At 38.2% G+C, this 25,239-nt stretch carries 20 protein-coding genes; 14 read left to right on the plus strand and 6 right to left on the minus strand.

Features of this window, described 5'->3' with window-relative positions:
- The first annotated feature begins 23 nt into the window (after positions 1 to 23).
- The 4 genes from bcp to AAC073_RS13415 all read left to right on the plus strand — a co-directional run bounded on the left by bcp (position 24) and on the right by AAC073_RS13415 (position 3,479).
- Positions 24 to 473: a thioredoxin-dependent thiol peroxidase gene (gene bcp / locus AAC073_RS13400; RefSeq protein ID WP_339924285.1), complete on the plus strand. Its 450-nt coding sequence runs from the start codon at positions 24 to 26 to the stop codon at positions 471 to 473.
- A 10-nt stretch (positions 474 to 483) separates the two neighbouring features.
- Positions 484 to 1,335 (plus strand): transketolase, encoded by an 852-nt coding sequence (locus tag AAC073_RS13405; protein ID WP_339924286.1) that lies wholly within the window; start codon positions 484 to 486, stop codon positions 1,333 to 1,335.
- 34 nt (positions 1,336 to 1,369) lie between these two features.
- The gene (locus AAC073_RS13410) at positions 1,370 to 2,338 is read left to right on the plus strand and encodes a transketolase family protein (RefSeq protein WP_339924287.1); all 969 of its coding nucleotides are present in this window, start codon (positions 1,370 to 1,372) and stop codon (positions 2,336 to 2,338) included.
- 196 nt (positions 2,339 to 2,534) lie between these two features.
- On the plus strand, positions 2,535 to 3,479 hold the full coding sequence (locus tag AAC073_RS13415; protein WP_339924288.1) for a DUF6807 family protein: 945 nt from the start codon (positions 2,535 to 2,537) through the stop codon (positions 3,477 to 3,479).
- Positions 3,480 to 3,560: 81 nt separating this feature from the next.
- On the opposite strand, the gene AAC073_RS13420 is transcribed toward AAC073_RS13415, so the two are convergent.
- The 4 genes from AAC073_RS13420 to AAC073_RS13435 form a co-directional block, all read right to left on the minus strand.
- The gene (locus tag AAC073_RS13420; RefSeq protein WP_339924289.1) at positions 3,561 to 3,902 is read right to left on the minus strand and encodes a hypothetical protein; all 342 of its coding nucleotides are present in this window, start codon (positions 3,900 to 3,902) and stop codon (positions 3,561 to 3,563) included.
- 410 nt (positions 3,903 to 4,312) lie between these two features.
- Positions 4,313 to 5,026, minus strand: coding sequence for a DUF1003 domain-containing protein (locus AAC073_RS13425; RefSeq protein WP_339924290.1), 714 nt, complete (start codon positions 5,024 to 5,026; stop codon positions 4,313 to 4,315).
- Between the two features lie 223 nt (positions 5,027 to 5,249).
- The gene (locus AAC073_RS13430; RefSeq protein ID WP_339924291.1) at positions 5,250 to 5,912 is read right to left on the minus strand and encodes a hypothetical protein; all 663 of its coding nucleotides are present in this window, start codon (positions 5,910 to 5,912) and stop codon (positions 5,250 to 5,252) included.
- Positions 5,909 to 6,514 (minus strand): outer membrane beta-barrel protein, encoded by a 606-nt coding sequence (locus AAC073_RS13435; RefSeq protein WP_339924292.1) that lies wholly within the window; start codon positions 6,512 to 6,514, stop codon positions 5,909 to 5,911. Before AAC073_RS13435 ends, AAC073_RS13430 begins: the two co-directional genes overlap by 4 nt.
- A gap of 427 nt (positions 6,515 to 6,941) precedes the next feature.
- Between AAC073_RS13435 and argS the strand changes: the two genes are divergently transcribed.
- The 10 genes from argS (at position 6,942) to hisB (ending at position 18,018) form a co-directional block, all read left to right on the plus strand.
- Entirely contained in the window at positions 6,942 to 8,732 is a 1,791-nt protein-coding gene (argS, locus tag AAC073_RS13440) for an arginine--tRNA ligase (protein ID WP_339924293.1), read from the plus strand.
- A gap of 2 nt (positions 8,733 to 8,734) precedes the next feature.
- Positions 8,735 to 9,340, plus strand: coding sequence for a glutathione peroxidase (locus AAC073_RS13445; RefSeq protein ID WP_339924294.1), 606 nt, complete (start codon positions 8,735 to 8,737; stop codon positions 9,338 to 9,340).
- 93 nt (positions 9,341 to 9,433) lie between these two features.
- Positions 9,434 to 10,345 (plus strand): 1,4-dihydroxy-2-naphthoate polyprenyltransferase, encoded by a 912-nt coding sequence (locus tag AAC073_RS13450; RefSeq protein ID WP_339924295.1) that lies wholly within the window; start codon positions 9,434 to 9,436, stop codon positions 10,343 to 10,345.
- A 79-nt stretch (positions 10,346 to 10,424) separates the two neighbouring features.
- Complete coding sequence (locus AAC073_RS13455) at positions 10,425 to 11,276, plus strand: universal stress protein (protein WP_339924296.1); 852 nt, start codon at positions 10,425 to 10,427, stop codon at positions 11,274 to 11,276.
- Positions 11,277 to 11,285: 9 nt separating this feature from the next.
- On the plus strand, positions 11,286 to 11,642 hold the full coding sequence (locus AAC073_RS13460) for a translation initiation factor (protein ID WP_339924297.1): 357 nt from the start codon (positions 11,286 to 11,288) through the stop codon (positions 11,640 to 11,642).
- 181 nt (positions 11,643 to 11,823) lie between these two features.
- Entirely contained in the window at positions 11,824 to 13,116 is a 1,293-nt protein-coding gene (locus AAC073_RS13465) for a hypothetical protein (RefSeq protein WP_339924298.1), read from the plus strand.
- A gap of 491 nt (positions 13,117 to 13,607) precedes the next feature.
- The gene (hisG, locus tag AAC073_RS13470; RefSeq protein WP_339924299.1) at positions 13,608 to 14,468 is read left to right on the plus strand and encodes an ATP phosphoribosyltransferase; all 861 of its coding nucleotides are present in this window, start codon (positions 13,608 to 13,610) and stop codon (positions 14,466 to 14,468) included.
- Between the two features lie 69 nt (positions 14,469 to 14,537).
- Positions 14,538 to 15,833: a histidinol dehydrogenase gene (gene hisD / locus AAC073_RS13475; RefSeq protein WP_339924300.1), complete on the plus strand. Its 1,296-nt coding sequence runs from the start codon at positions 14,538 to 14,540 to the stop codon at positions 15,831 to 15,833.
- Positions 15,834 to 16,904, plus strand: coding sequence for a histidinol-phosphate transaminase (gene hisC, locus AAC073_RS13480; RefSeq protein ID WP_339924301.1), 1,071 nt, complete (start codon positions 15,834 to 15,836; stop codon positions 16,902 to 16,904). It abuts the gene before it with no gap.
- A 13-nt stretch (positions 16,905 to 16,917) separates the two neighbouring features.
- Positions 16,918 to 18,018: a bifunctional histidinol-phosphatase/imidazoleglycerol-phosphate dehydratase HisB gene (gene hisB / locus AAC073_RS13485; RefSeq protein WP_339924302.1), complete on the plus strand. Its 1,101-nt coding sequence runs from the start codon at positions 16,918 to 16,920 to the stop codon at positions 18,016 to 18,018.
- A 129-nt stretch (positions 18,019 to 18,147) separates the two neighbouring features.
- On the opposite strand, the gene AAC073_RS13490 is transcribed toward hisB, so the two are convergent.
- Entirely contained in the window at positions 18,148 to 21,567 is a 3,420-nt protein-coding gene (locus AAC073_RS13490; RefSeq protein ID WP_339924303.1) for a HEAT repeat domain-containing protein, read from the minus strand.
- 57 nt (positions 21,568 to 21,624) lie between these two features.
- Positions 21,625 to 25,002: a HEAT repeat domain-containing protein gene (locus AAC073_RS13495; RefSeq protein ID WP_339924304.1), complete on the minus strand. Its 3,378-nt coding sequence runs from the start codon at positions 25,000 to 25,002 to the stop codon at positions 21,625 to 21,627.
- Positions 25,003 to 25,239 lie beyond the last annotated feature (237 nt).

A 25,239-nucleotide genomic window follows, 5' to 3' on the forward strand; every position in this document is an offset into this window, starting at 1 on the left:
TAGTAAAAATAAAAACTACAACTATGTCACTAGAAGTAGGCCAAACGGCACCTGACTTTGAGTCAAAAGATCAAGATGGAAATACTATTAAATTGTCAGATTTTCAAGGCAAAAAAGTAGTCTTGTACTTTTATCCAAAGGACAACACACCCGGATGCACTGCTCAGGCCTGTAATTTGAGGGACAACTATGAAAGTCTTCAGAATGCTGGTTATGTAGTGCTGGGAATAAGCTCGGATGCAGAAAAATCTCATAAAAAGTTTATTGAGAAATTTGAACTCCCTTTTCCGCTAATAGCCGATGAAGACAAGAGCGTCCATGAAAAGTACGGTACTTGGGTGGAGAAAAACATGTACGGTAGAAAATACATGGGTACTGCCAGAACCACTTTTATTATTGATGAGAAAGGAATAATTGAAGAAATTATTTCAAAAGTTAAAACGAAGGAACACACCAATCAAATTATTAAATAATTCCAAATCAATGGAAAAAAAATCAACCGAACAATTAGAAGCAATTTGCTCCCAGGTAAGAAGAGATATTTTACGAATGGTGCATGCCTGTCAGTCAGGTCATCCAGGAGCATCTTTGGGCTGTACGGAGTTTTTCGTAGCCTTGTATTTTGACCAAATGACCAATAACCCAAATTTCAATCTTGACGGAACTGGAGAAGACTTGTTTTTTCTTTCAAATGGGCATATTTCTCCCGTTTGGTATAGTGTTTTGGCCAGAAGCGGTTACTTTGAGTCAAATGAATTAAAAACTTTTCGTAAATTAAATAGCAGATTGCAGGGACACCCAGCCACCGAAGAAGGTCTTCCAGGCATACGCATAGCCTCAGGTTCTTTGGGTCAGGGCTTATCCGTAGGGATAGGTGCTGCATTTGCCAAAAAAATCAATAATGACGACAAAACGGTCTATGTTCTTATGGGAGATGGAGAGCAGCAAGAAGGACAAATATGGGAGGCGGCATTAAGTGCACCTCACCATAAATTGGACAACTTGATCGCAACCATAGATCTAAATGGGCAACAAATAGATGGACCTACCAAAGACATCATAAACTTAGGAGATCTGAAAGCCAAGTGGGAAGCATTCGGCTGGGAGGTCATCGTGACTGAACATGGCAATGATATGTCAGCCGTAGTTAAAGGATTGGAAAAAGCTAAAAGCCTCCTTGGAAAAGGAAAACCAGTTCTAAACCTGTTACATACCGACATGGGTTACGGAGTAGATTTCATGGTTGGCACTCACAAATGGCATGGTGTAGCTCCCAATGACGAGCAACTTGAAAATGCTTTAGGCCAACTCAAAGAAACACTTGGTGATTATTGATTTCGGTGATAACAGATCTATAAAAGTTTGAATAATGGAAAATAAATTGGATACAAAATATACATACACCGAAAAAAAGGACACCAGGTCTGGTTTTGGTGATGGCCTACTAGAAGCAGGTAGAAGAAATGAAAACGTAGTAGCGCTTTGCGCAGACCTTATTGGCTCATTGAAAATGGGGGCCTTCCAAAAAGAATTCCCTGAGCGTTTTTTCCAAATGGGTATCTCTGAAGCCAATATGATAGGAGCAGCTGCAGGTCTAACCATAGGAGGAAAAATACCTTTTACAGGTACATTTGCTAATTTCTCTACAGGCCGTGTATACGATCAAATTAGACAGTCTGTAGCCTATTCTGATAAAAACGTAAAGATTTGTGCCTCTCACGCAGGACTTACTTTAGGAGAGGACGGGGCAACGCATCAAATCCTTGAAGATGTAGGCATGATGAAAATGCTTCCTAACATGACGGTCATAAATCCTTGTGATTACAACCAAACAAAGGCAGCAACCATTGCTATCGCTGAGCATGAAGGGCCTGTATATTTACGATTTGGCAGACCAAAATGGCCTATTTTCACTCCTGAAAATCAGGAATTTGAAATTGGAAAAGCCTGGAAAATGATCGAAGGTACTGATGTAACCATTTTCGCTACAGGGCATCTTGTATGGGAAGCAGTGGAAGCTGAAGCGATCCTTAGAGCAGAAGGTATCTCAGTAGAGCTAATAAACATACATACCATTAAGCCTTTGGATACTGAAGCTATCCTTACATCTGTTGCTAAAACTGGCTGTGCTGTAAGTGCAGAAGAACACCAATTCAATGGTGGCTTGAATGACAGTGTCGCTCAGACGCTGATCAGAAACCAACCCGCACCTCTTGAATTTATAGGTATGGATGATTCTTTTGGTGAATCAGGAAAACCTGAAGAGTTATTGGAAAAATACGGTTTAAATGCTAAAAACATTGTTGAAGCAGCTAAGAGAGCTCTTTCAAGGAAATAAGGTTTTTAAAATTTAATTGAAGCGGAAAAAATTTAGCATTTTTTCCGCTTTTTGTTTTATGAAGTTTTAAGATAAAAAAATTAAACACGGATTATATAAAAGGGTTTCCTGACATTTTTCTGCCAATTAGAAATAGACGCTTGGTTAGCTCATGCTTATCTTTTACATTTATAAACAACTAACCTTTTTCCTTCAAATGAAATGCTATTCCTTTGCCACAATTGTTCTTTTAATGTTTTCGGCAATATTTTTATTTGCTGAAGTACCATCGGCCACCAGTCAGATATTAACCTTTGAGGAAAGAGATGGTGGCGTGCTTTTGCTTTCAGATGGGAAATCTAGATTGTTTTACCAAAAAGAAACAATAAGTCAAAATGGCGAATACCCGAGGGCAAATTACCTCCATCCCGTATTTGATACAAAAGGAGAAATTATTACCGAAGATTTTCCTAAAGACCATTTGCACCATAGAGGGATATTCTGGACCTGGCATCAGCTATGGGTAGATGATTTGAGAATTGGTGATCCTTGGATAAGCGATGGGATTGAATGGGAAGTCAAGAAGATGAAAACCAAAATTCATCCCAATAATTCAGCTACTATTGCGCTTAAGGTGATTTGGAAAGGCAACAAAGTACTAAAAAAGAACCTTGTTGAAGAAAATACTGTCATCACTTATCAGCCTATAGGAGGCCAAGCTTATAAAATAACCTTTGACATTACATTAAAGCCATTAACCCCTGGAGTGCGTATTGGTGGGTCTGAGGATCCTAAAGGATATGGAGGTTTTTCACCTAGGCTAAAGTTGTCTGAAAATGTAGGTTTTTATGATGAGAATGGTGCAATAACACCTGACAATTTACCCGTTGCCGCAGGCGACTGGATGAACATTACAAACAATGGTCCCACAGACCCTGGTGTTGTAATAATGGGTGAGCCAGATATGCTCCCCTCCTATCAAGGATGGATTCTTCGTAAACGAAATAGCATGCAAAACATGGCATTTCCAGGTCAAGAGCCTTTATTATTAGATAAAAAAGCGCCTTTACACTTCCGAAATCAATTGCTTGTACATCAAGGAATGTCTGCTCAAGAAATAAAAAATCAGTATAGAATATTTAGAAACCAAGCCAGTCGTTAAATTTTTAAAATAAAAAAAGCAATGGTCAGGGACCATTGCTTAATAGTTGGTTATTTTTAATAGGGTATTAGTCCAGCGTTATTATTTAACTGGCTCTGATAATTCTACTGGTGCTTCCACTTCTACTACTTCCTTTCCCATGGCGTCAAATTTCTTTTCAATTTGTTCACCAGGAGTTTCTGATTCAAATTTTATCAAATATTGTAGTTGTCCTTCTACCATTACTTGATGGGCTTCAGCTATTTTCAAGTCTTTCAACTCTAGATCATTCTGAATCCCTTCTTTCACTTTTTCAGGTAGACTTTCAGGATCAATTTTGGTTGTTTCTTGGTACCATTCTTGAGATACTGGTACTACTGTTGATCCAGCGTTTGCAAAAGCAAATACAGTCATTGCGGCGACACTCAAAATTAACTTTTTCATGACATTTTAGATTTATTGGTTAAATAATAATTGGTTAAACAATACTTTTTAAATATTATTTTCAATTATCCTTAGCCAAATGGTGTGCCAAGTAATTTTATAAACATATAATTAAACTTAAATACTACTCAATACACTTTAAACACGGTTTTTAATATACTCTGAAGAAATACTGTATCATTGTTGCCTTGTTTCCTAAAAGTACAAAAATGTGGAGCAAGCTCCCCAAACTGTAAATAACCTTAACATTTTACACACAATTACACAAATGGGCTAATTATTACATTAAAAGCATATTTTTAATTTAAAAAATTTAATTTATCTACATCTGTTAAAAAATGGACTGCAAATAATATAAGGCTTATGATAGGGAGGTATTTAGGAATGCTTTTGCGAGTTTCCAGCTTTTCTTACTTTTTCCCATCATCCGGTTTACTATTTCTCAGTTCTTTCACCAAGTCCTCTAAATAGTCAATTTGCACTTCCTGGACTTCAAGTAGCTTTTTATTCTGATGCACCAATAGATGATCAATTTTCTCGTTCAGCAGTTGAATTTCGAGTTCGGACTTAAGGTTGATTTTGTAATCAAGTTCAGCTCTCTGCCTGTCTTTTTGTCCTTGCCGGTTTTGGCTCATCATAATAATCGGTGCCTGTATAGCTGCAATACAGGAAAGCATTAAATTCAATAATATAAATGGGTAGGGATCAAAGGTATGGCTGGCAAGCAACCAAATATTTGCTACGATCCACAAAGTCAAGAATGAAAAGAAAGCAATAATAAAAGTCCAACTCCCACCGAAAGAGGCGATTTTATCCGCCATCCTTTGACCTAAGGTTATAGCGGTATCCATGTCTTCTTGTAAGTTTTCAGAAAGTATGGAATTGTTACGAATGGCATCCATTACATCCTTGTCAATAGCCGCTAAATCTCCATTTTCTTGTTCGATAAGTTTGGTCAAATACAGCCGGCGGTATTTATTTAGCTCTCCAATCGAAATACTGCTTTCTCTAGTAAAATCAGGATAATGAGATTTAATAAAGTCGAAAATTCCGTCTCTGATTTCATTCCCATTGACAACTTCCCCTCTATTGATCTCCTTCTTTGATAAATGGCTCTTGTTCATTTTAGTGCAGGATTCCCCCTCGTTATACCCTGATTAGCAATCCATTTATGGGTTTTCACCAATAGGCTAAACAAAGCATTGATAAACGTGTAAAGATATTTATTTTCTTTTTTAGCTGAAGAACAGTTCAACCGCTGCCTCCTCCAAATTTAAAACACAATAAATCATTAACCTATAGCGAGGGTGCTATTCACTAAACATAATATTTCCTCACATAATTGAATTAAAAATAATACCTGAAGGCTAGGCTTGGTTGGTCAAGAAAACCATCCACTTCAAAACCCCAACCATTGTCCTGATAGTTATTGATATTATGAGCGCTAACGGTACTCTTATTATAGAACTTAAAAAATTGGCTTTCCATAAATATTAGTTCAAAGCTCAATTTTTCACTTGGAAAATAAGCCAATCCAAAGTTCCCAAAAAGGCCGAGTTGATTTAATTTTTGCTGCGAAAAGTATAACCATTCTTCATTCGCAACAACTGATTCAATCAAATAATCAGAATGTGAATACCTGAGCCCATAGGTAGCTATCATAAACAATTTGGGACGAATTTCAATGTGTTTTCTCAACCCCACCCATACATCCAATTCCTTTCTTTCCGAGCCAGAAGCATTGGGATTTTGGTTGATCCTTTTATTATTCCTTTTATAAAAACTCCCACCACCTATGATACTGAGCTGGTCTTTAATAAAATAGGAATAGCTAGGCGTTAAACTGAAGAAATCATTCTGTTGGATCCCTTCATCAAATAAATCTACAGACCTATCACTCCATCCGAATTCCAAGCCTACAGCATGATTTCCTTGCGAAATCTGAGCATTTGCCTCTTGATCCATGGCATAAATCCCCAAGCAAACAAAAAGGATTAAAAACTCCTTCATTGGTCTTTTTGATTAATGAAATAAACGATCCCTATACTATTGGTGCTGATTAAATCAAAGGCAAACCGGGAATCATCATAACCCTGATTTGTTCCTGAAGAATTATAGGACTTATGATAAACCAAACCACCCAAAGCAGCTTCTACCATCCATTTGGGGCTAATTTTATAGGATGCACCAGGGGATAAAGAAAATCCAAATGACTTGGGCTTATTTTCCTCATCAAAGGATGAATTATAGGAAGCTTTGGGTTCAAGAAAAAGATAAAAATTATCGACCACAGGAAAATACCTTCTATAAAACAAGCCTATACCACCTGATACACTATTAGAACTGATTTTCTCGTTACTTGATGTAATGTTTTTATTCCTATAAAAATTAACCTGAGGATTGATACCGATAACAGATAGGTCGCTAATAAAGTAACCTAAATTTGGACTAAGGTTTATAGCAAGATAGGTGGAGCGGCCTGGGTTTGAGTTTTCAGTGGTATTTATGGAGAAACCAAAATTACCCCCAACAAATAAATCTCCTTTATCGAATTGCGCAAAGGCAGTAGAGACCCCGGAAATAAAAAAGAGCAATAAGAGACCATGTTTCATATTAAAGACCTGTGTTAAAATTTATGAATTTTATTACTTATTTAGTTAGGAAGAGCTAATCGAATTTTATTACGAAATACTTAGTCCGATAGTTGTGGGTTATTACTAATAATTTATTTTTAAACAAATAATTCTTCATGACCTGCTTAGCAGACCATATCCCATGTCCAATGCTACAGGTAAATTGAATTGGTTTTTCTTAGAAAACTTATACTAGAGAAAAAATCGACTCATGAATCTCCTAGTTATCAGCCCCTTTGGATTTAGGTAAAAGAAATAACGCTTTACTCGTTCCCTATGGTTTAAAAGCAGGCAAAGAAAGCAACTATTAGACAAAACCCTCCCCATATATTTTAGGCCCTGCCCTCTCCTCTTTGAAAGGAAAGCCTTATATTTGCCCCTCGATAATCAGGAAGCAATTGACAATATGGATATTCAAGAAAGCATTTTAAAGACAATAGCGAAGGCCTTTGAGCAATTATTTAATCATAAGGTAGACAGTGAAGACCTAAGCCTTCAACCAACTAGAAAAGAATTTGAAGGCAGCTATACCTTTGTGCTTTTCCCTTATCTCAAAATAACCAAAGGTTCTCCTGAACAATCTGGGGAGAAAATAGGTAATTATTTGATAGAAAATCATCCTTCTGTAGCTGATTTCAATGTGGTTAAAGGATTTTTAAACATCAGTCTTTCTTCTGCATTTTGGGTAGACTTACTTTCCCAATTAATGACGGAGCAAACTCCTGGACATTTTGCGCCAAGAAATCAAAAGGTAATGGTAGAATACAGTTCACCAAACACCAACAAACCGCTACACTTGGGACATTTAAGGAATAATTTCCTAGGCTTTGCAGTTTCCAATATACTCAATGCCTATGGTTATGAAGTCATTAAAACCAACCTGGTAAATGACAGAGGCATTCACATTTGCAAGTCAATGGTCGCTTACCAAAAATTGGGACATGGGGAGACTCCTGAAATGGCAGGGATGAAAGGTGACCACTTGGTGGGCAAGTACTACGTACTCTTTGATCAGGAATACAAAAAGCAAATCAAAGAGTTAATGGCCGAGGGCATGACTGAGGAGAATGCAAAAAAAGCAGCGCCATGGATGAAAGAAGCACAAGAATCCTTGGTGAAGTGGGAATTAGGCGATGAGGAAACGGTTAGCCTTTGGAAAAAATTAAACAACTGGGTTTATCAGGGGTTCAATGAGACCTACAAAAAGATGAACGTTTCTTTTGACCAATATTACTACGAGTCAGACACTTACCTTTTGGGAAAAGACATTGTCACTGAGGGACTGGAAAAAGAAGTATTCTTCAAGAAAGAAAACGGCTCTGTTTGGGCAGATTTAAGCCGAAAAGGACTTGACGAAAAGCTTGTCCTGAGAGCTGATGGCACATCTGTTTACATGACCCAGGACATGGGCACTGCAGACTTGAAATTCAAAGACCATGGCATAGACAAGTCTGTATATGTAGTAGGCAACGAACAAGATTATCATTTTGAAGTTTTGTTTAAAATAATGGGCTTGTTGGAGCGGCCCTATGCCAATAACTTATTCCACCTTTCCTACGGTATGGTAGACCTACCATCAGGAAAAATGAAATCTCGTGAAGGAACAGTCGTAGATGCCGATGACCTGATCCAGGAAATGGTAGATACTGCACGAACCCACACCCAAGAACTTGGAAAAATAGATGGATTTAGCCAAGAAGAAGCGGAAAAACTGTACGAAATGCTGGGTTTAGGGGCTATTAAATATTTCCTTTTAAAAGTAGACCCTAAAAAACGAATGTTGTTCAACCCTCAGGAATCCATAGAATTCCAAGGAAATACCGGTCCATTTATCCAATATACCCATGCCCGTATTGCTGCTATCCTAAGAAAGGCAGATCAAATCGGTTTGGATTATAGCTGCAATAACTTTGACGGATTAGGCGAATTGGAGAATGTTGAAAAGCAATTGGTCTTTATGCTTTCAGATTATTCTAAAAAAATAGCCCTGGCAGCCGAAGACCTTTCGCCAGCAATAATAGCCATGTATTTATTTGATTTGGCTAAGGAGTATAATAGATTCTATGCGGAACTCCCTATATTTAGTGAAGCCAAAAATGAAATCCAGTCCTTTAGGGTAACGCTGTCAGATAGAGTAGCTAAAACAATCAATGCTGGAATGAAGTTATTGGGAATAGATGTACCACAAAAAATGTAATTATGAAATCAATTTTCTACGTTTTCGCTATAAGCTTGGTCGCTTTGCAGTTCTCCATTCAAAATCCACTTACAAATACTGCAGTCAAGTTCAATTCTCTGGATAATTTAAGCCCTAAAATCATGATAGAAGCAAAAAGTATTTATGATTTTACCTTAAATGATATCGATGGTAATCCTGTTGATTTGGCTAAATATAAAGGGAAAAAATTATTACTAGTCAATGTGGCTTCAAAATGTGGGTACACCCCGCAATATGCCGAATTACAAGAACTTTATGAAGCCTATGAAGATAAGCTTACTATACTTGCCTTTCCTGCCAATAACTTTGGGGGACAAGAACCAGGTAGCAGCGAAGACATCAAGTCATTTTGTTCAGAAAACTATGGCATTTCTTTTCCTATTTTTGAAAAAATTTCCGTCAAAGGGGTTGACAAGCACCCGCTTTATAGATGGCTTTCCGATAAGGATATGAATGGTTGGAACAATGAAGAACCAACTTGGAATTTCTGTAAATATTTTATTAATGAAAAAGGGGCTTTGGTAAAGTTCTTCCCTTCCGCTGTTAAGCCAATGGATGAAGAGATTATAAATTTAATTAATTCCTAAACCCATTGCCCGATCTATATTTGAAAAATGGATAATTTAACTACATTTCCACTGGTGAATTTTAGCTATCTCTTTTACAATTATTAAAAATTATTGAACTTGATCATTACCACTAAAAGACAAGCATGGACCCATGCGCTGAGACTTAGAACACTCCCACTTGCGTTATCGAGTATTTTCATGGGGAGTTTTATCGCTTTTCAAACGTCTGGGTTCAGGTGGTCAGTATTACTGTTGGCAGCAATCACAACTACCCTATTACAAATCTTGTCTAATCTAGCCAACGACTATGGTGACAGCATCAATGGTGCAGACCATGATGGAAGACAAGGACCTGTAAGGGCTGTTCAATCAGGGCTTATAAAGGCTGCTGAAATGAGAATAGCAATGATTATTTTTTCAGCCCTGTCCTTAATCAGTGGCTTGATACTTTTATTCATCGCTCTGGAAGACATATTTAAGTTTCTATTGTTTTTGGGCATTGGTTTATTGGCTATCGTTGCTGCAATTACCTATACTTCAGGAAAAAAACCTTACGGTTACGCCGGTTTAGGCGATATTTCGGTCTTTCTGTTTTTTGGTTGTGTTGGCGTCATGGGCACTTACTACTTGCATACCATGACATTTGACCCTGTTCTTTGGTTGCCAGCAGCTTCTATTGGACTCCTAAGCACGGGCGTGTTAAACATCAATAATATAAGAGACATAGCTTCTGATAAAGCCGCAGGTAAACTTTCCATTCCTGTTAGGATAGGAAAAAAAGCAGCTCAAAAATACCACTGGGCACTTATCATTACTGCATTGTTATTGTTATTGGCTTTTATACTAGTTGAGCAAGCTTATGGGGCATTGGCCTTTTTATTTATGGCACCTACTATTTTAAAAACTGGCTGGGCAGTTGGTAAGTTTGAAGCCCCTGAAAAACTAGATCCTTATTTAAAGGTGATGGCCTTATCTACACTCTTTTGCGTATTATTTTTCGGAATAGGTTGGATGATTTTTTAAAGTATTGATTCATTTTGCACCTAAATTGGTTACTTTTATGTAGTTTAAATGAATAGTTAAATTTAACAGCACAAATTCTATGAAAAGTATTTTAGTACCTTACGATTTTTCAGAAGAGGCTGAATATGCCTTTGAACTCGCTCAAGAATTAGCTACAAAAGCTGCCTGTAAACTTAAGCTAATCCACATCATCGAAATACCTACTTCTCAAAACTTTAACACCATGGGTGAAGTAAGTATGGGCGAAAACTTTATAGATAAAATCTATATGGTAGATGTGGTTAACAAAAGAAAAGAACAATTCAAAAAACTTGAGGAAACCCATTCAGGCAAAGCCTATAAATTTAGCACAAACTTATCTTTTGGTAATCCTTATGCAGGTATATCAGGCGAAATAACGGAAATAGGTGCTAGCTTGGTAATTATGGGCTCCAAAGGATCTAGTGGACTTGAAGAAATACTTATAGGCTCGAATACTGAAAAAGTAGTAAGGCACTCAGCATGTCCTGTTATCACTGTAAAAGGTCCAGTAAGTTCCACTTCCATTAAAAAGATTGTATTCGCAAGCGACTTCAGTGAAAACAGCAAAAAAGTTATCAAAAAATTAAAAACACTACAGGATTTGCTTGGCGCAGAAATTAGGCTTGTGAAAATAAATACACCTAATTCTTTTGAAAAATCCATTGACTCAATGGAGAAAATAAGTGCATTTATACAGTCTAACAATTTAGAAAATGTTGGCATAGATGTTTTCAATGCTGACAGCGAAGAAGAAGGAATTAATGAATTTGCAGACTTCATAGAGGCTGATCTCATCGCTATGTCTACACATGGTAGAACCGGATTTCTGCACCTTTTAGGTGGCAGTATTGCCGAAGATGTTGTCAATAGCTCCAAGAAACCAGTATGGACGATGAAATTTAAAAAATAAAGAGAGAATATGGGTAGAAAAAAGAGCAACGATTGGAAACAGAGAGATGGGTTAGTCTATTCAACAGCGGACAACTTTGATTTTGATACAAATAAAGATGGGGAGGAAAATACACTTCCACCTCAACAACAAAATTTAAAGGTTTTGCTAGACAAAAAATCAAGGGGTGGAAAACAAGTTACCCTCGTAACTGGCTTTATTGGGCAAGAAGATGATTTGAAAGCATTGGGTAAAGACCTAAAAGCAAAATGTGGTGTAGGAGGAAATACCATGGATGGGGAAATTTTAATCCAAGGTGACCAAAGAGATAAAGTAATGGATTATTTGGTTAGTAAAGCCTATAAAGCTAAAAAGTCTGGTGGTTAAACCTGACTTTTATTTTTTTAACAGCTTATAAAACATTAAGTTAGCCCTCCGAATTATTTCACCGTCACTTTGGGCTATTTTACCGACGGTAGTTGCGTGTTCATCGACTAATTTTTAGTTGTTTTTATATTATTTTTAAATTTGAGTATTAATTTTTATAGACCGGTAAATCCGGCAAAGTATGAAGATGCGTATAGTATCGAAGTACTTAAGTCAAATAAAAACAGCAATAATGGGACAGTTTAGATTATTGAGTTTTAGCGGGAATTTATACAATTTAAAAAGCGATGCTTTTTATTTGAGTGATGAGGAGAGCAAACAGTTACTATACAGACTAAAATCGTGGCCAGAAATTAAAGAATTGATAATCCTTTCAATTCCGGAGAGAACTGAAATAATATATTTTAGTGATTTAGATCTTGAAGACCGAATATTTGAAGCCATAACTGAAGCTACTTTAAGTGGCGGAGTACCTATAAAAAATGAATTCCACCAAACTTCAGACGAAGAAAAATTATTAGTCCACCTTTCAGAGCTTTGTTTTGGTGTACAATCTTCAAATTATGGGTCCACTCCATTGTTCCCAAGATTTATTCAGGCTTATAACTTAGCACTAGAAAATGGCATGGTAGGTGAATACCTTAAAACATGGTGGAATAATTTAATGGCAACCAATAAACGCATCAAAGAACAGGTGGATTACCAATTGCCTAACTTCTCAATTACCTATACTGTCTCAGACTTAATTACTGAGTTGGTAAAGAGTTTAAAACATCCAAAAATTGCGATTTTAGGATTCAATGCCTTAAGCAAAAGAATTTACAAAAATCTTACTAATAAAGGTTTCAATAAAATCACGATAGTAGATAGAAGCATTGCTTCGTTTTCAACCTTGGCAGATATCGATTTAAACAGCTTTATCTTCGAACCCATCTCAGAAGTTGAAAACGTAATCAATGAAAATGACATATTAATTTCAACTTTAGAGAATTCACTTCAAATTCTTGATCCAGCTTACTTTCAGAAAGAATTTAATACAACCAAAATTTTCATTGATCTGTCTATAAAAAATAATTTAGCAACTATCTTCAATGACAACCAGCAAGTAATTCCATTTAACCTGACAGATATTTACAAAATAGTTGAGCAGAAAATGGAAATAAATAAAAAGTGGCTGAAGAAAGCCAAGCCAATTATTTCAGAAATGAATCTGATATTTTTTGAATGGATAGATGATAAAAAAGGCCAGGAAATGCTGACTATAGCAAATGAACTATTGGGCAAAAACATTCAAAATAGTCAATATACAAAGGTTTTAATCGCTGATGAGCCAACTTTTAAGACAGTAATGTTTGATAATCGAATCATTAACATGCTGCTTAAAAAATCAATTGCAAAAATTAAAAGTAACGCTCAATACAAGGATATCATTAATTATGATAGAATAGTAAATGATTTTTATCAGTACAACTAGCCTTATGGCGCATAAAACCGGCCATTTTATAGTCCTATTTTTATAATCACCTTAGGAACGAATTGGTGTTTTTTAAACTGAAAGTCCAAAAATCTTAGGAAAGCCGATTGATTTTGATGTAAAAATAGTGACTACAAACAGCCTAATCAATCACTTTGACTATTACGAAAGCAGAATAAATGAAATTAGGCGTTTTGCTTTCCCTACAATACTCCTGTAACTATTTAAAAAGAATAAAAAGAGTCTTTTTTTATCACAGTAAACCTCATTTTTTTTTGCAAATTTGCAATAGCTGACTAAATTTGCACTACTATGATGAATACAGGAAGTTTACGCTTTACCTTAAAATTTTTATATCCGGCAAATGCACATATGCATCATGCAGGTCATCATTGCTCCTAAATGGAGGTTTCCTCTGCCTCTAACCTCCTACCCCGGGGGAAACAATTCAAACTAAATATATTCTAAGTATTTATTGTATACATAATTCCATGGAAAACATTATCAGGATTGCCGTTCAAAAAAGTGGGCGTTTAAGTGACGATTCCCTCAAACTCATTAAAGAGTGTGGCATAAAATTTCATAACGGCACAGGTAAATTAAAATCTACGTCAACCAATTTCCCTATAGAATTTTTGTTCCTAAGAGATGATGACATTCCAGGATACGTTGCCGATGGTATTGCAGATTTAGGAATAGTAGGAGAAAATGAGCTTGTTGAAAAAGACAAAAATGTCGATGTCCTTAAGCAATTGGGCTTTTCTAAGTGCAGGCTTTCTTTGGCTATCCCAAAAGGAGAATCTTACTCAGGTATCGAATATTTTGAGGGCAAAAACATTGCCACCTCTTACCCTAAAATTCTTGGTGATTACCTTAAAAAAGTAAATATCAACGCTGATATTCACGAAATTAGTGGCTCAGTTGAAATTGCTCCAAGTATTGGTTTAGCGGAAGGGATATGTGACATTGTTAGTTCAGGATCTACATTGATGATGAACGGCCTTAAAGAGGTGGAAGAAATTTTCCAATCCCAGGCTGTACTTATAAGTCACAAAGCCATCAATGCTGCCAAGCAGACTTCAGTTGAAAAGTTACTCTTTAGAATAGATGCTGTCCAAAAAGGCAAAAAGAACAAGTATGTCCTTTTGAATGCACCAAATACTTCTTTAGACAAAATTATTTCATTAATACCTGGTATGAGAAGCCCAACTATTTTGCCATTGGCAGAAGAAGGATGGTCTTCTGTTCATTCTGTAATTAGTGAAGACCAATTCTGGGAAAACATTGAGGAACTAAGAAATGCTGGAGCACAGGGTATTTTGGTTGTTCCCATTGAGAAGATGCTTATTTAGGAATAGATTGAACACTGATGGGAAATAGCCTCAATTCATTGTTTATTCCCATTACAAAATTCATAGCGTATGAAAATCCTGGTCAACCCTGATAAAAAGATCTGGAAGAAAGAACTGGCAAGACCAGTCCAAAAAACTAAGGACATAGAAAAGATTGTAAAACCGATCATGAAGAAGGTGAAGCGGCAGGGAGACAAAGCCCTTCGTAAATTCGCCTTTGAATATGACCATGTGGAAATTGACTCCATAATGGTAGATCCTATGGAGATTAAAAATGCTGGAAAGCAAGTTGATAAAGCACTGAAAGATGCGATTAAAACAGCCAAGTCCAATATTGAGAAATTTCATAAATTACAAGAATCGCCACCTTTAAGCACAGAAATAATGCAAGGGGTGACTTGCATGCGCAGGAGTGTAGCCATTCAGAAGGTAGGTTTGTATGTACCAGGTGGTACAGCGCCCTTGTTTTCTACTGTACTTATGCTCGGCATACCTGCAAAATTAGCAGGCTGTGAAGAAATTATTCTTTGCACCCCTCCAGATCAAAAAGGTCAAGTTCATCCAGCCATTTTATATGCTGCCAAGTTAATTGGTATAAGCAAAGTAATTAAAGCTGGAGGTGCCCAAGCCATTGCCGCCCTTGCCTATGGAACAGAATCAGTTCCCCGTGTAGACAAGATATTTGGTCCTGGAAATCAATATGTAACAGCAGCAAAGCAAATAGCTGCTAAAAAAGGAGTTGCGATCGATATGCCTGCAGGCCCTTCTGAGGTTTTGGTCTATGCGGATGAAACTGCTATACCAGCATTTGTGGCTGCTGATTTACTATCACAAGCTGAGCATGGAGCAGACAGCCAGGTAATTCTTGTAAGTCCTTCGGAAAAAGTAGTGGATAAAATCATTGTTGAAGTCAATGATCAATTAGAACATTTGCCACGCCAGAAAACAGCGAGGAAAGCATTGGAAAACAGTTTGGCGGTTGTGATTGAAGACATGGATATTGCTTTGGAACTGATAAACGAATACGCTCCAGAGCATTTGATCATTAATATCAAGGAAGAAGACAAAGCTGTAAAAGGAATTATAAATGCAGGCTCGGTATTTATAGGGAATTTTACCCCAGAATCTGCTGGAGACTATGCTTCTGGTACCAACCATACCCTCCCTACCAATGGCTATGCAAGAAGCTATTCAGGTGTGTCATTGGATAGTTTTGTGAAGAAAATCACCTATCAGAAAATCACAGAAGAAGGGCTAAGAGCTTTGGGCCCTGTGATAGAAGTGATGGCAGAGAATGAACAACTTATGGCCCACAAACAGGCTGTTAGTATACGTTTGAATTACCTGGATAAAGAAAACAAATAGATGGCATTTGATCTTCAAAAGTTACTTAGGCCGCATATAGCTTCACTGAAACCTTACTCATCTGCTAGGGATGAATATACTGGTAAAGAGGGGATTTTTCTAGATGCAAATGAAAATGCACTGGGTTCAGTATCAGAACAACCTTTCAATAGGTATCCAGATCCATATCAGACCAAGTTAAAGGAGAAACTAGGGGCAATCAAGCAGGTGTCACCCTCCAATATTTTCTTGGGCAATGGCAGCGATGAAGCCATAGATTTGTTGTTCAGGGCTTTTTGCAGACCGGGAATTGACAATGTTATCATCATGCCCCCAACTTATGGCATGTATGAAGTAAGTGCTGGTATTAATGATGTGCTAACAAAGAAAGTCTCCCTTTCCCCTGCATTTGACATGGAGGTGCAAAATGTATTGGATGCAGTAGATGACCATACAAAAATCATTTTCATTTGCTCTCCTAATAACCCAAGTGGAAATAAAATTAACCGTCAAGCTATCTATCAAATTCTATCAAATTTTGATGGATTAGTGGTAGTTGACGAAGCCTATATTGACTTCAGTGATGAGGCTAGCTTTAGCCTGGAATTGAGCCAATATTCCAACTTGCTCGTTATGCAAACGCTATCCAAAGCTTGGGGCTTGGCAACGCTACGCCTGGGAATGGCTTTTGCCTCCCTGGAAATAATCGGCATACTTAATAAAATCAAACCCCCTTATAATATTAGTGGTTTGACCCAAGACACCGTTTTAGAAGCCATTGGCAATACCAAGCAACTCCAACAAATGGTAAAGGAAATTCTGGTTCAAAAGGAACAATTAAAGATAGCCCTAGAGACAATTCCTGAAGTTGAAAAAGTTTATCCATCAGCTGCTAATTTTCTATTGGTAAAAGTACCCCAGGCCAATCAGGCCTATCAGCAATTAATTGATAAAAAGATAATCGTCCGAGACCGTTCAAAAGTACAACGATGTGAAGATTGTTTGAGAATAACAGTTGGAAGCGAAGTGGAAAACACACAGTTGATCAATGCTTTAAAAGAAGTCCTTAGGAATAATACTAACAAGCACTAGAAGAGATTGAAGCATGAAAAAAAAGCTATTATTTATAGATAGGGATGGTACAATCATTAAAGAGCCCCCTACAGATTATCAAGTAGATAGTTTAGAAAAACTTGAATTTATACCCCGTGCTATTAGCAACTTGGTCAAAATTGCCGAGGAAGGTGACTATGAGCTTATACTTGTTACAAACCAAGATGGCTTGGGTACAGATTCCTATCCTGAAAGCACTTTTTGGCCAGCACAATTCAAAATGCTTAAAACCTTGGAACAGGAAGGTGTATTTTTCAAGGATATCCATATTGACAAAACCTTTGAACATGAAAATGCACCGACCAGAAAACCTGGTACTGCCATGCTCACAGCCTATCTCAACGGAAATTATGATTTGGATAACTCTTACGTAATAGGTGATAGGGAAACGGATGTAACCTTAGCTGTAAACCTTGGTTGCAAATCCATTTTTTTTGGGAAAGAGGTAGTCAATAATGCTGACAAGAGTGTTGACAATTGGGATGCCATTTATGAATATCTAAAACTTCCTCCAAGGAAAGCTGAAGTCATTCGCAAGACCTCTGAAACCAATATATCCATACTATTGAATCTTGACGGTTCAGGAAAAAGCAGCATTAGCACTGGGCTTCCTTTCTTTGATCATATGCTAGACCAATTGGCCAAACATGGAGGATGCGACTTGGAAATCAAAGTTGAGGGAGACCTACACATAGATGAGCACCATACTATAGAAGATACTGGTTTGGCCTTGGGTGAAGCATATCTGAAAGCCATGGGAGACAAAAAAGGCATCTACAGGTATGGTTTTTTGCTGCCCATGGATGATTGTTTGGCTCAAGTGGCCATAGACTTTGGTGGTCGCCCTTGGATCGTTTGGGAAGCAGATTTCAAACGTGAAAAAATCGGAGACATGCCAACAGAGATGTTTTATCATTTCTTCAAGTCTTTTAGTGATACTGCCAAATGTAACCTAAATATCAAAGCTGAAGGAGACAACGAGCACCATAAAATTGAAGCCATATTCAAAGGCTTGGCAAGAGCCATTAAAATGGCGGTTAAAAAGGACCTCAACGCACTGGATCAACTTCCAAGTACAAAAGGAACATTATAGAATAAAACCTAAGTAGGAGAATAATCAGGGCTTATACCGATTAATACTTCTTCAAAGGCATTAAAAGCAATAGGCCTCATTTATAAAATGAGGCCTATTGCTTTTTATTCAATTATTTTATTCTAAAAATCAATTAAAGTCTTCTTTTAAAGTTACTAAGAAACTAACCAAGTCCCTAATCTCCCTTCTACTCAAAAATTGCTTCATGTCTGGCATACTCGAAGGCGCATCTTTCCTTTCTAGTATTTGACTTTTCATTATCAGGGTATCAGGCTGATTACCCATCTTCAAAGTAATGCTTTCTTCTGTTTCGTCCATTTTGATTCCAGCTAGCTTCTCCTCATTGTCTAGAGAAAGGGTGACAACACCAAATCCTGGTGCAAGCCGATTGCTTGGGTCAATAATTGCTTCTAACAATTGTTCCCGAGTCAAATTGGCTCCTACACCATTCAACTTAGGCCCTGCATTTCCACCAAAATCATCATAAGCATGACATTTGATACACTGAGCAGTTGAATGTTGAAAGAAAATCTTTCTTCCTTTTACAAGATCGCCGCCATATAAACTGCCACTATAAGAAGCCAAAAGGTCGTCTTGACTCATGCTTTCGTGAACCTGATCGTACCTTTCTTTAAGTTGGTTATCCTCTCTTTTCTCCATGGCTTCAAAAAATTCGAGTTCAATGGCTTGAGGTAACTCCCCTTTTTCGAATTGTACCAATAATTTCTCAAAGATTGCTTTGGTACTATTTTGATCCAGTTTTGCCAAGGTTGTGACGGCAGCTTGCTGTTCTTCTACCGTTCTTTTCTGAATAACTTCATCTAAAAGCGCCGCTTTTCTTTCATCAGGAATTTTGAGCTCCTCAAGAAGATCGAGTCCTGCCACCCTTACACTTCTCTCTTTATCAGAAAGTGCTTGTTCTAAAGCTTTATCCATTGGTGATTCTGGGATTTTAGCAATTGCCCTTAAACTTTCCGCTCTAACTTTTGCATCCTTGTCATTTGAAAGTACAGCGAGTAAGCGCTCATTGGCTTCTGAAATTTTCAACTCACCCAAAGCCCTCACTGCTTCTTCACGAATCAAATGGCTATTGCTTGTAGTTAAATCCATTAATACCTTTGATGCTGAAGCCTGATAGCCCTCAATATCTCTGCTAAATTCACCTCTATACCATCCATCAACCCTGTCCAACACAGAGGGAGAAGTCCAAGTACTCAATGCTGCTATGGCCTCTACACGCATTGCCTCAGGGGCTTTTGCTTGATTGGCATAAGTCAATAAGTTATTGAATGCTTCCTCAGACCCCCACCTTAAATTGGCACTGATAGCTCTTCGAAGTAGCGGTTCTGAAGTATAATCTCCAGTCACCAACAATTTCCCGAGAGCTGGTATGGCTGCTTCAATAGAAAAATCATCATTGATGGCTCTGGCTGCCTCAGCAATTATGTATTCACTTTTATCATTTAAGAAGGCTACAATACCTTCGTCTCTTAATCTTCTAAGTGCAATTACAGCCCCAAGTCGCACAGCATCTGAAGAATGGCTTGCCAAATCAGCAATCGCTGAAGGCTTCCCTACCCTGGATAAGGCAAGACTGGCTGCATGCCTAATGTATAAATCTTCATTGTCATTTTCCTGAAGAAGTGTTACCATGTCTTCAAAAGCACCTTCATACTTCATTTTACCTAGGGCTTCTGCAGCAAAAAACTGAACCCTTTCCACATCTGATGTAAGCAGCGGAAGTATATATTTGGCTGCATTTATAAATTTTAAATCCCCTAGCCATTTGGCTGACTGAGCGACTATTTCAACATCATTGTCTTTCAAATAAGGCAATAAAATTTCCGCTCTTTTAGGATCTTCTCTCGCGAGCTGAGAGATTCCCCAAATGGCATGGATCCTCGCCAACTGACTATCTTTTTGGGCCAAAACTGCAGAAAATACTTCCATTCCCTCTTCTGATCGCTTTGCCAATTCAAACTGTGCTTTTTGTCTGACACGTTGGTCTTCGAAGCCTAATAATGTGGAAAGTTCATCTTTAGATAAATCAGCATATTTTTTTGCTAAATGAGATGCAGTAAGTTTTCTGATATCAGCAGTTGCAGTTTGATCAGTAAATTTCCAAATCCTTCCGTAACCTTTGTTCACCCAACCATCAATCCAATCAGAGAAGTACAAGGCTCCATCAGGTGCGAAGTCCATTCCGGTGGCAAGAATGCCCGTGAGAATCTGCTCCGTTTCTCCCATTTCAAAACCTGCTCCCATTGGTTTTAGGTCAAAAGCATGAATCCCAGATCTAGCAGCATTGCCACCAAACTCTGCAACAAAGAACTTGTTTTTCCATTGTTCGCCAAGGCCGGTTCCCGGATTGTGCTGCATCCCTGTAGGGCCATTTACATAGTTGGCTATAGTAGGTATATAATAAGCTGCCTGATCTTCATTTCTTGGAAGATGCATCTTTTCATCCATCCAAACCTTGTATCCATTGTTCTTAGGGTCACGGTATTTGCCAAACTGCCAATTGATTCGCCAACCTGTATCTGATCCTTCCACTAAATAGACGATTCTTTCCCGTTCGCCTTTATGATCTCCATCGTTGTCTACACTTATAAGATTGCCATAATCATCGAAATCAAATTCGTGGGTATTTCTAACACCATAAGCGAATATTTCAAAATCCGAACCATCTGGATTGGCACGAGCTATTACGCCACAATTGGGATAATCGAGAAGGTTTCCCTTGTCATCTTCCCCACTAAATCCTATATCGCCTATTCCCCAATAGATTTTACCTTCAGGCCCCACTTTAAGCCCAGACATATTGTGTCCTCCAAAACCAATATGCACACCAAATCCATGGGCAAGGGATTTTTTCTCGTCCATAAAACCGTCCCCATTGGTATCTGTCATCCTCCAAAGATCAGGCGCCACACCTACAAATAGGGCATCATCATAATACAACACCGCACCAGCCACGTCAGATGTTTCTTCATTAAAATCACTGGCAATTAATGTGGAACGATCTGCTTTACCATCACCATCTGTATCTTGGATTTCAAAAACGTTCTCTTTTTCAATAGTGAGGTCCTTCCAGTCATGTGAGCCATCTCCATTAATGTCAGGAAGCCATTCGTTTTTAGCACTGTTTTCTGGAGCCAATTCTTTATGGATAAATGCTTTTCGCTCGGCTACATTTTTAAATTTAATGGAAGAAATCTCCCAATCCTGGTGACTTCGAATATCAAATTCTGAGATTTTTCTTCTATTTGTTTTTGAATAGTAAGCATTGCCCTGATCATCTATTTGTAAGGAAATTGGATCAGCTACCAATGAGTCTACTGCCCATAATTCTAATTTGAGATCATTATTAAACACAGGGTTGACCAAGCCTTCGATGGCGACTGTTTGTTTGTTAACTTCTTCCTGGGTCAGTTGTTTTACCTGAAGTGGTGCAGCATTTTCACCTGAGTTACATGCAGTAAGGACAGTGCAGAAAGCAAGGATGTTTAAAATCTTGTATTGTGCTGTCAATTTAATTTTTCTCAACATGGATAATCAATATAAATTAATGAGATGAGCTATTTAACTAAAACTTGATAAAAAAGATTAGTGTTCTTCTTTATCTAATGTTACTAGAAAACTTACTAAATCTCGTATTTCTCTTTTCGTCAATAAAGCCTTCATATCAGGCATAGAAGACAAAGCATTTGACCGCTCTTTTATCGTTTCTTTTGCTATAATCATATCTGGTTCATTTCCCACCTTTAAAGTAAGGCTATTTTTATCCTCACTTAACACGATTCCTGAAACGCTTTTATCACTGTTAAGTTTTATGGTAACTACACCAAAACCTGGAGCCAAACGATTGCTCGGGGCAATAAGGGCTTCAAGCAAAAGCTTCCTATCAAGCTTCTTGGCAATTCCATTTAACCTAGGTCCAGCAATGCCTCCAAAGTCATCATAAGCATGGCAACGAATACATTGGGCAGTCTGGTTTTGGAAGAAAATCTTTCGCCCTTTCGCAGCATCTCCACCAAATAGACTTCCATTGTAACTAGCCAATACATCTCCTTCATAAAGTTTGTCCGTTATGGCTTTGTACTTGGTCAACAAATTCACATTGCCTAATGTTTCGAGCGCTTCACTTAATTCCAACTCAACTGCCGCAGGTAATTTTTTATTGCTCAATTCATCCAAAAGTTTCTCAAATACAGGAGTAGCATAACTTTTATCCACCTCTCCCAAGGTGGCGATGGCTGCTTGTTTTTCTTCAACTGATTGATTCATAATTACTTTCTCTAATAAAGCAGCTACAGTATTAGCAGGTAAATCTAATTCTCCCAAAATTCCCAAACCAGCAACCCTGACACTTTTATCCTTGTCCGTAATGGCTTGTTCCAAAGCGATATCAATGTTTTCTGAATCTGATTTAGCCAAGGCCAATAATGCAGCCTCTCTTACTTTTGAATCCCTATCTGTTTTAAGTATAGACAGCAATTTATCAGAGGTATCGGCCACCTTTATAGTCCCAATAGCATTCACAGCAGCATAACGAATGGAGGCATTAGAATGATTGGTTAATTTCAACAATGGTGCAGAAGCCAATTGTCTAAGAACATTGGCATCCCGCTTCATCTCTCCTCTATACCTTCCGTCCACCCTGTCCAAGACGGATGGATTATCCCAGGTGGACAAAGCATTGATGGCTTCAATCCGCATGCTTTCAGGTGCAGATTCCATAGCGATAAAGTGCGAAATTTGATTTAGGGCCTCTTCGGTACCGACCCTTAGATTAGCATTTATCGCCCTTCTTAACAATGGTTCAGAGGATAGATTTTCTCTGGTGAGTACCTTACCCAATGCTGGCAATGCCTCTTCGATAGAAAAATCATCGTTGATTGCCCTGGCTGCTTCAGCTAAAATATATTCATCTTTGTCGGATAAAAACACAGCCACTTCACCAGCCTCCATGCGCCTTAAGGCAACCACGGCAGCAATCCTCACAGCCTTTGATGGATGTTGATGTAAAGCTTCAACGGCTGCAACATCCCCTATTCTAGCCAAGGCCAGGCTTCCAGCATGGCGCAAATAAACATCCTCCTCGTTATTTACTTCTAGGAATGCGATTAATGGCTGGACCGCTGTTTTGGCTTTAATTCTGCCCAATGCCTCTGCGGCAAAGAACTGTACTCGGACCGATTGGTCTTGAAGTAGAGGAATTAACTTATCCTCAGCCCCCTCAAACCTGATATCACCAAGCCATCTAGCCGCTTGCGCCCTGATCTCTTGGTCAGCATCATTAAGCAATGGAACTAGCAGTTTACCCACTTCATCTTCACCTGAACGGGCAAGCTGAGCGACTCCCCAAATGGCATGGATTCTTGCCATTTTTCCACTGTTTGGATTCAGTTTAGCCTTAAATATTTCAAGTCCCTCGCCACCTCTTTTGGCTAATTCAAATTGGGCTTTGTGTCGAACCCTTTTATCAGGGTTGTCCAGCAAATTGCTCAACTCAGGATTCTTCTTGTCCTTGAAATTAGCCTTGATAAGGGTTTCTGTATCTTTTCTCAATTGGCTGTTTACCCCTTTAGTAACTTCCATTTTCCAAATTCTCCCATTGTCCTTGGTGCCCCAACCATCAATCCAATCAGCAAAATAAAGGGATCCGTCAGGACCAAAGTCCATTCCAGTGGGCAGTAAGCCTCCCATGATCTGCTTGGTCTCTGTCATTTCAAATCCAGCTCCCATTGGTGCCAATTTGAAAGCGTGTATTCCTGATCGAGCAGGATTTCCTGAAAACCCAGCTACAAAAAAAGTTTCTTTCCACTGTTCTCCCAATGCAGTCCCGGGATTGTATAACATACCTGTGGGGCCGTTAATGTAATTTTTTAAAGGCGGAAGAAAATAAGCTGCCTGACCATCATGTCGAGGTTTATACATTTCCTCATCCATCCAAACCTTGTAATCATTGTTTTTAGGGTCCCTGTACTTGCCAAACTGCCAGTTGATTCTCCATCCTGTATCGGACCCGTCTACTATATACACCAGGCGTTCACTCTCTCCTCTGTGATCACCATCATTGTCTACGCTGATAAGATTGCCAAAATCATCAAATACGAATTCATGGGTATTTCTTACCCCCATGGCAAATATCTCAAAATCACTCCCATCTGGATTAGATCGAGCAATTACGCCCCTATTCGGATATTTATGAGTGTTCCCTGCCTGGTCCTTTCCATTAAAGCCAATGTCTCCAATCCCCCAATAAACCCTGCCATCAGGGCCCATTTCAAGACCCGACATTCCATGCCCTCCAAATCCAATATGCACACCATATCCATGAGAAATAGACACTTTTTCTTTAGTCAAACCTGTTTTGGGGTCTTCTTTGACCCGCCACATATCAGGTGCTGCACCTACAAAAAGGTCGTCGCCATATTTCATTACCGCACCTGCTACATCGGTCACCTCATCATGTAATTCTTCAAAAACCAATTGGTATTTATCAGCCAACCCATCACCGTCAGTGTCTTCCAGGCGGTAAATGTGATCCTTTTCAATGGTCATGTCTCTCCAGTCATTGAATCCATCGCCATTTAGGTCTTCCATCCACTCGTTTTGCGCACTGTTTTCTTCTGAAAGTTCTTCTCTCAGAAAGGCCCGCTTTTCCTCAATTGTTTGTAAAGTAATAGATCTGATCTCCCAGTCCTGATGCCGTCTAATCTCATGTTCGGAATTTTTTTGCCTATTGGTACGGCTATAATACAACTTTCCCTGATCATCAAAATCAATGGATATTGGATCAAAAACCATAGAATCAGAAGCCCAGACACTAACCTTAAGACCTGAGTCTAATTCTGGTTGGATGATCTCCTCCAACTGAGAGGCCCATTCCTTCGTATTTAAAGCATTAAAATTTGTAATTTTTAAATCCTGCTCCTCTTTTGGGCCACAACTAAATACAATCAATAAGCTTGCAATCATAAAATATTGCAAGGGCTTTCTAAAATTCAAATTCAATAGGTTCATAGCATATTCTCCGGTAATTATAAACAATCTGGGTTGAACCCTGATTGTGTGAAAATAGGAAGATGGGTCAATACTTTTATACCTTTCAACAAACAGCACTTCCTCCCTCCTCTTGAAATTTCTGAACTCCCCACTTTACCAAAGTTGTTAACAGAGACAATTTTCAAGTTCAGAAATATAAGAAAAAGATTA

Origin of the sequence: uncultured Cyclobacterium sp. (assembly GCF_963977555.1) — a bacterium.
GTDB lineage: Bacteria > Bacteroidota > Bacteroidia > Cytophagales > Cyclobacteriaceae > Cyclobacterium.

What these genes read in the sequence shown, in the direction of transcription:
- argS (WP_339924293.1), top strand. Translation starts at nt 6,942, where the DNA reads ATGGATATTCAAGAAAGCATTTTAAAGACAATAGCGAAGGCCTTTGAG.
- AAC073_RS13425 (WP_339924290.1), bottom strand. Translation starts at nt 5,026, where the DNA reads ATGAACAAGAGCCATTTATCAAAGAAGGAGATCAATAGAGGGGAAGTT.
- hisC (WP_339924301.1), top strand. Translation starts at nt 15,834, where the DNA reads ATGGCATTTGATCTTCAAAAGTTACTTAGGCCGCATATAGCTTCACTG.
- AAC073_RS13465 (WP_339924298.1), top strand. Translation starts at nt 11,824, where the DNA reads ATGAAGATGCGTATAGTATCGAAGTACTTAAGTCAAATAAAAACAGCA.
- bcp (WP_339924285.1), top strand. Translation starts at nt 24, where the DNA reads ATGTCACTAGAAGTAGGCCAAACGGCACCTGACTTTGAGTCAAAAGAT.
- AAC073_RS13455 (WP_339924296.1), top strand. Translation starts at nt 10,425, where the DNA reads ATGAAAAGTATTTTAGTACCTTACGATTTTTCAGAAGAGGCTGAATAT.
- AAC073_RS13415 (WP_339924288.1), top strand. Translation starts at nt 2,535, where the DNA reads ATGAAATGCTATTCCTTTGCCACAATTGTTCTTTTAATGTTTTCGGCA.
- AAC073_RS13445 (WP_339924294.1), top strand. Translation starts at nt 8,735, where the DNA reads ATGAAATCAATTTTCTACGTTTTCGCTATAAGCTTGGTCGCTTTGCAG.
- AAC073_RS13420 (WP_339924289.1), bottom strand. Translation starts at nt 3,902, where the DNA reads ATGAAAAAGTTAATTTTGAGTGTCGCCGCAATGACTGTATTTGCTTTT.
- AAC073_RS13460 (WP_339924297.1), top strand. Translation starts at nt 11,286, where the DNA reads ATGGGTAGAAAAAAGAGCAACGATTGGAAACAGAGAGATGGGTTAGTC.
- AAC073_RS13490 (WP_339924303.1), bottom strand. Translation starts at nt 21,567, where the DNA reads ATGTTGAGAAAAATTAAATTGACAGCACAATACAAGATTTTAAACATC.
- AAC073_RS13410 (WP_339924287.1), top strand. Translation starts at nt 1,370, where the DNA reads ATGGAAAATAAATTGGATACAAAATATACATACACCGAAAAAAAGGAC.
- AAC073_RS13405 (WP_339924286.1), top strand. Translation starts at nt 484, where the DNA reads ATGGAAAAAAAATCAACCGAACAATTAGAAGCAATTTGCTCCCAGGTA.
- AAC073_RS13430 (WP_339924291.1), bottom strand. Translation starts at nt 5,912, where the DNA reads ATGAAGGAGTTTTTAATCCTTTTTGTTTGCTTGGGGATTTATGCCATG.
- AAC073_RS13495 (WP_339924304.1), bottom strand. Translation starts at nt 25,002, where the DNA reads ATGATTGCAAGCTTATTGATTGTATTTAGTTGTGGCCCAAAAGAGGAG.
- hisB (WP_339924302.1), top strand. Translation starts at nt 16,918, where the DNA reads ATGAAAAAAAAGCTATTATTTATAGATAGGGATGGTACAATCATTAAA.
- hisD (WP_339924300.1), top strand. Translation starts at nt 14,538, where the DNA reads ATGAAAATCCTGGTCAACCCTGATAAAAAGATCTGGAAGAAAGAACTG.
- hisG (WP_339924299.1), top strand. Translation starts at nt 13,608, where the DNA reads ATGGAAAACATTATCAGGATTGCCGTTCAAAAAAGTGGGCGTTTAAGT.
- AAC073_RS13435 (WP_339924292.1), bottom strand. Translation starts at nt 6,514, where the DNA reads ATGAAACATGGTCTCTTATTGCTCTTTTTTATTTCCGGGGTCTCTACT.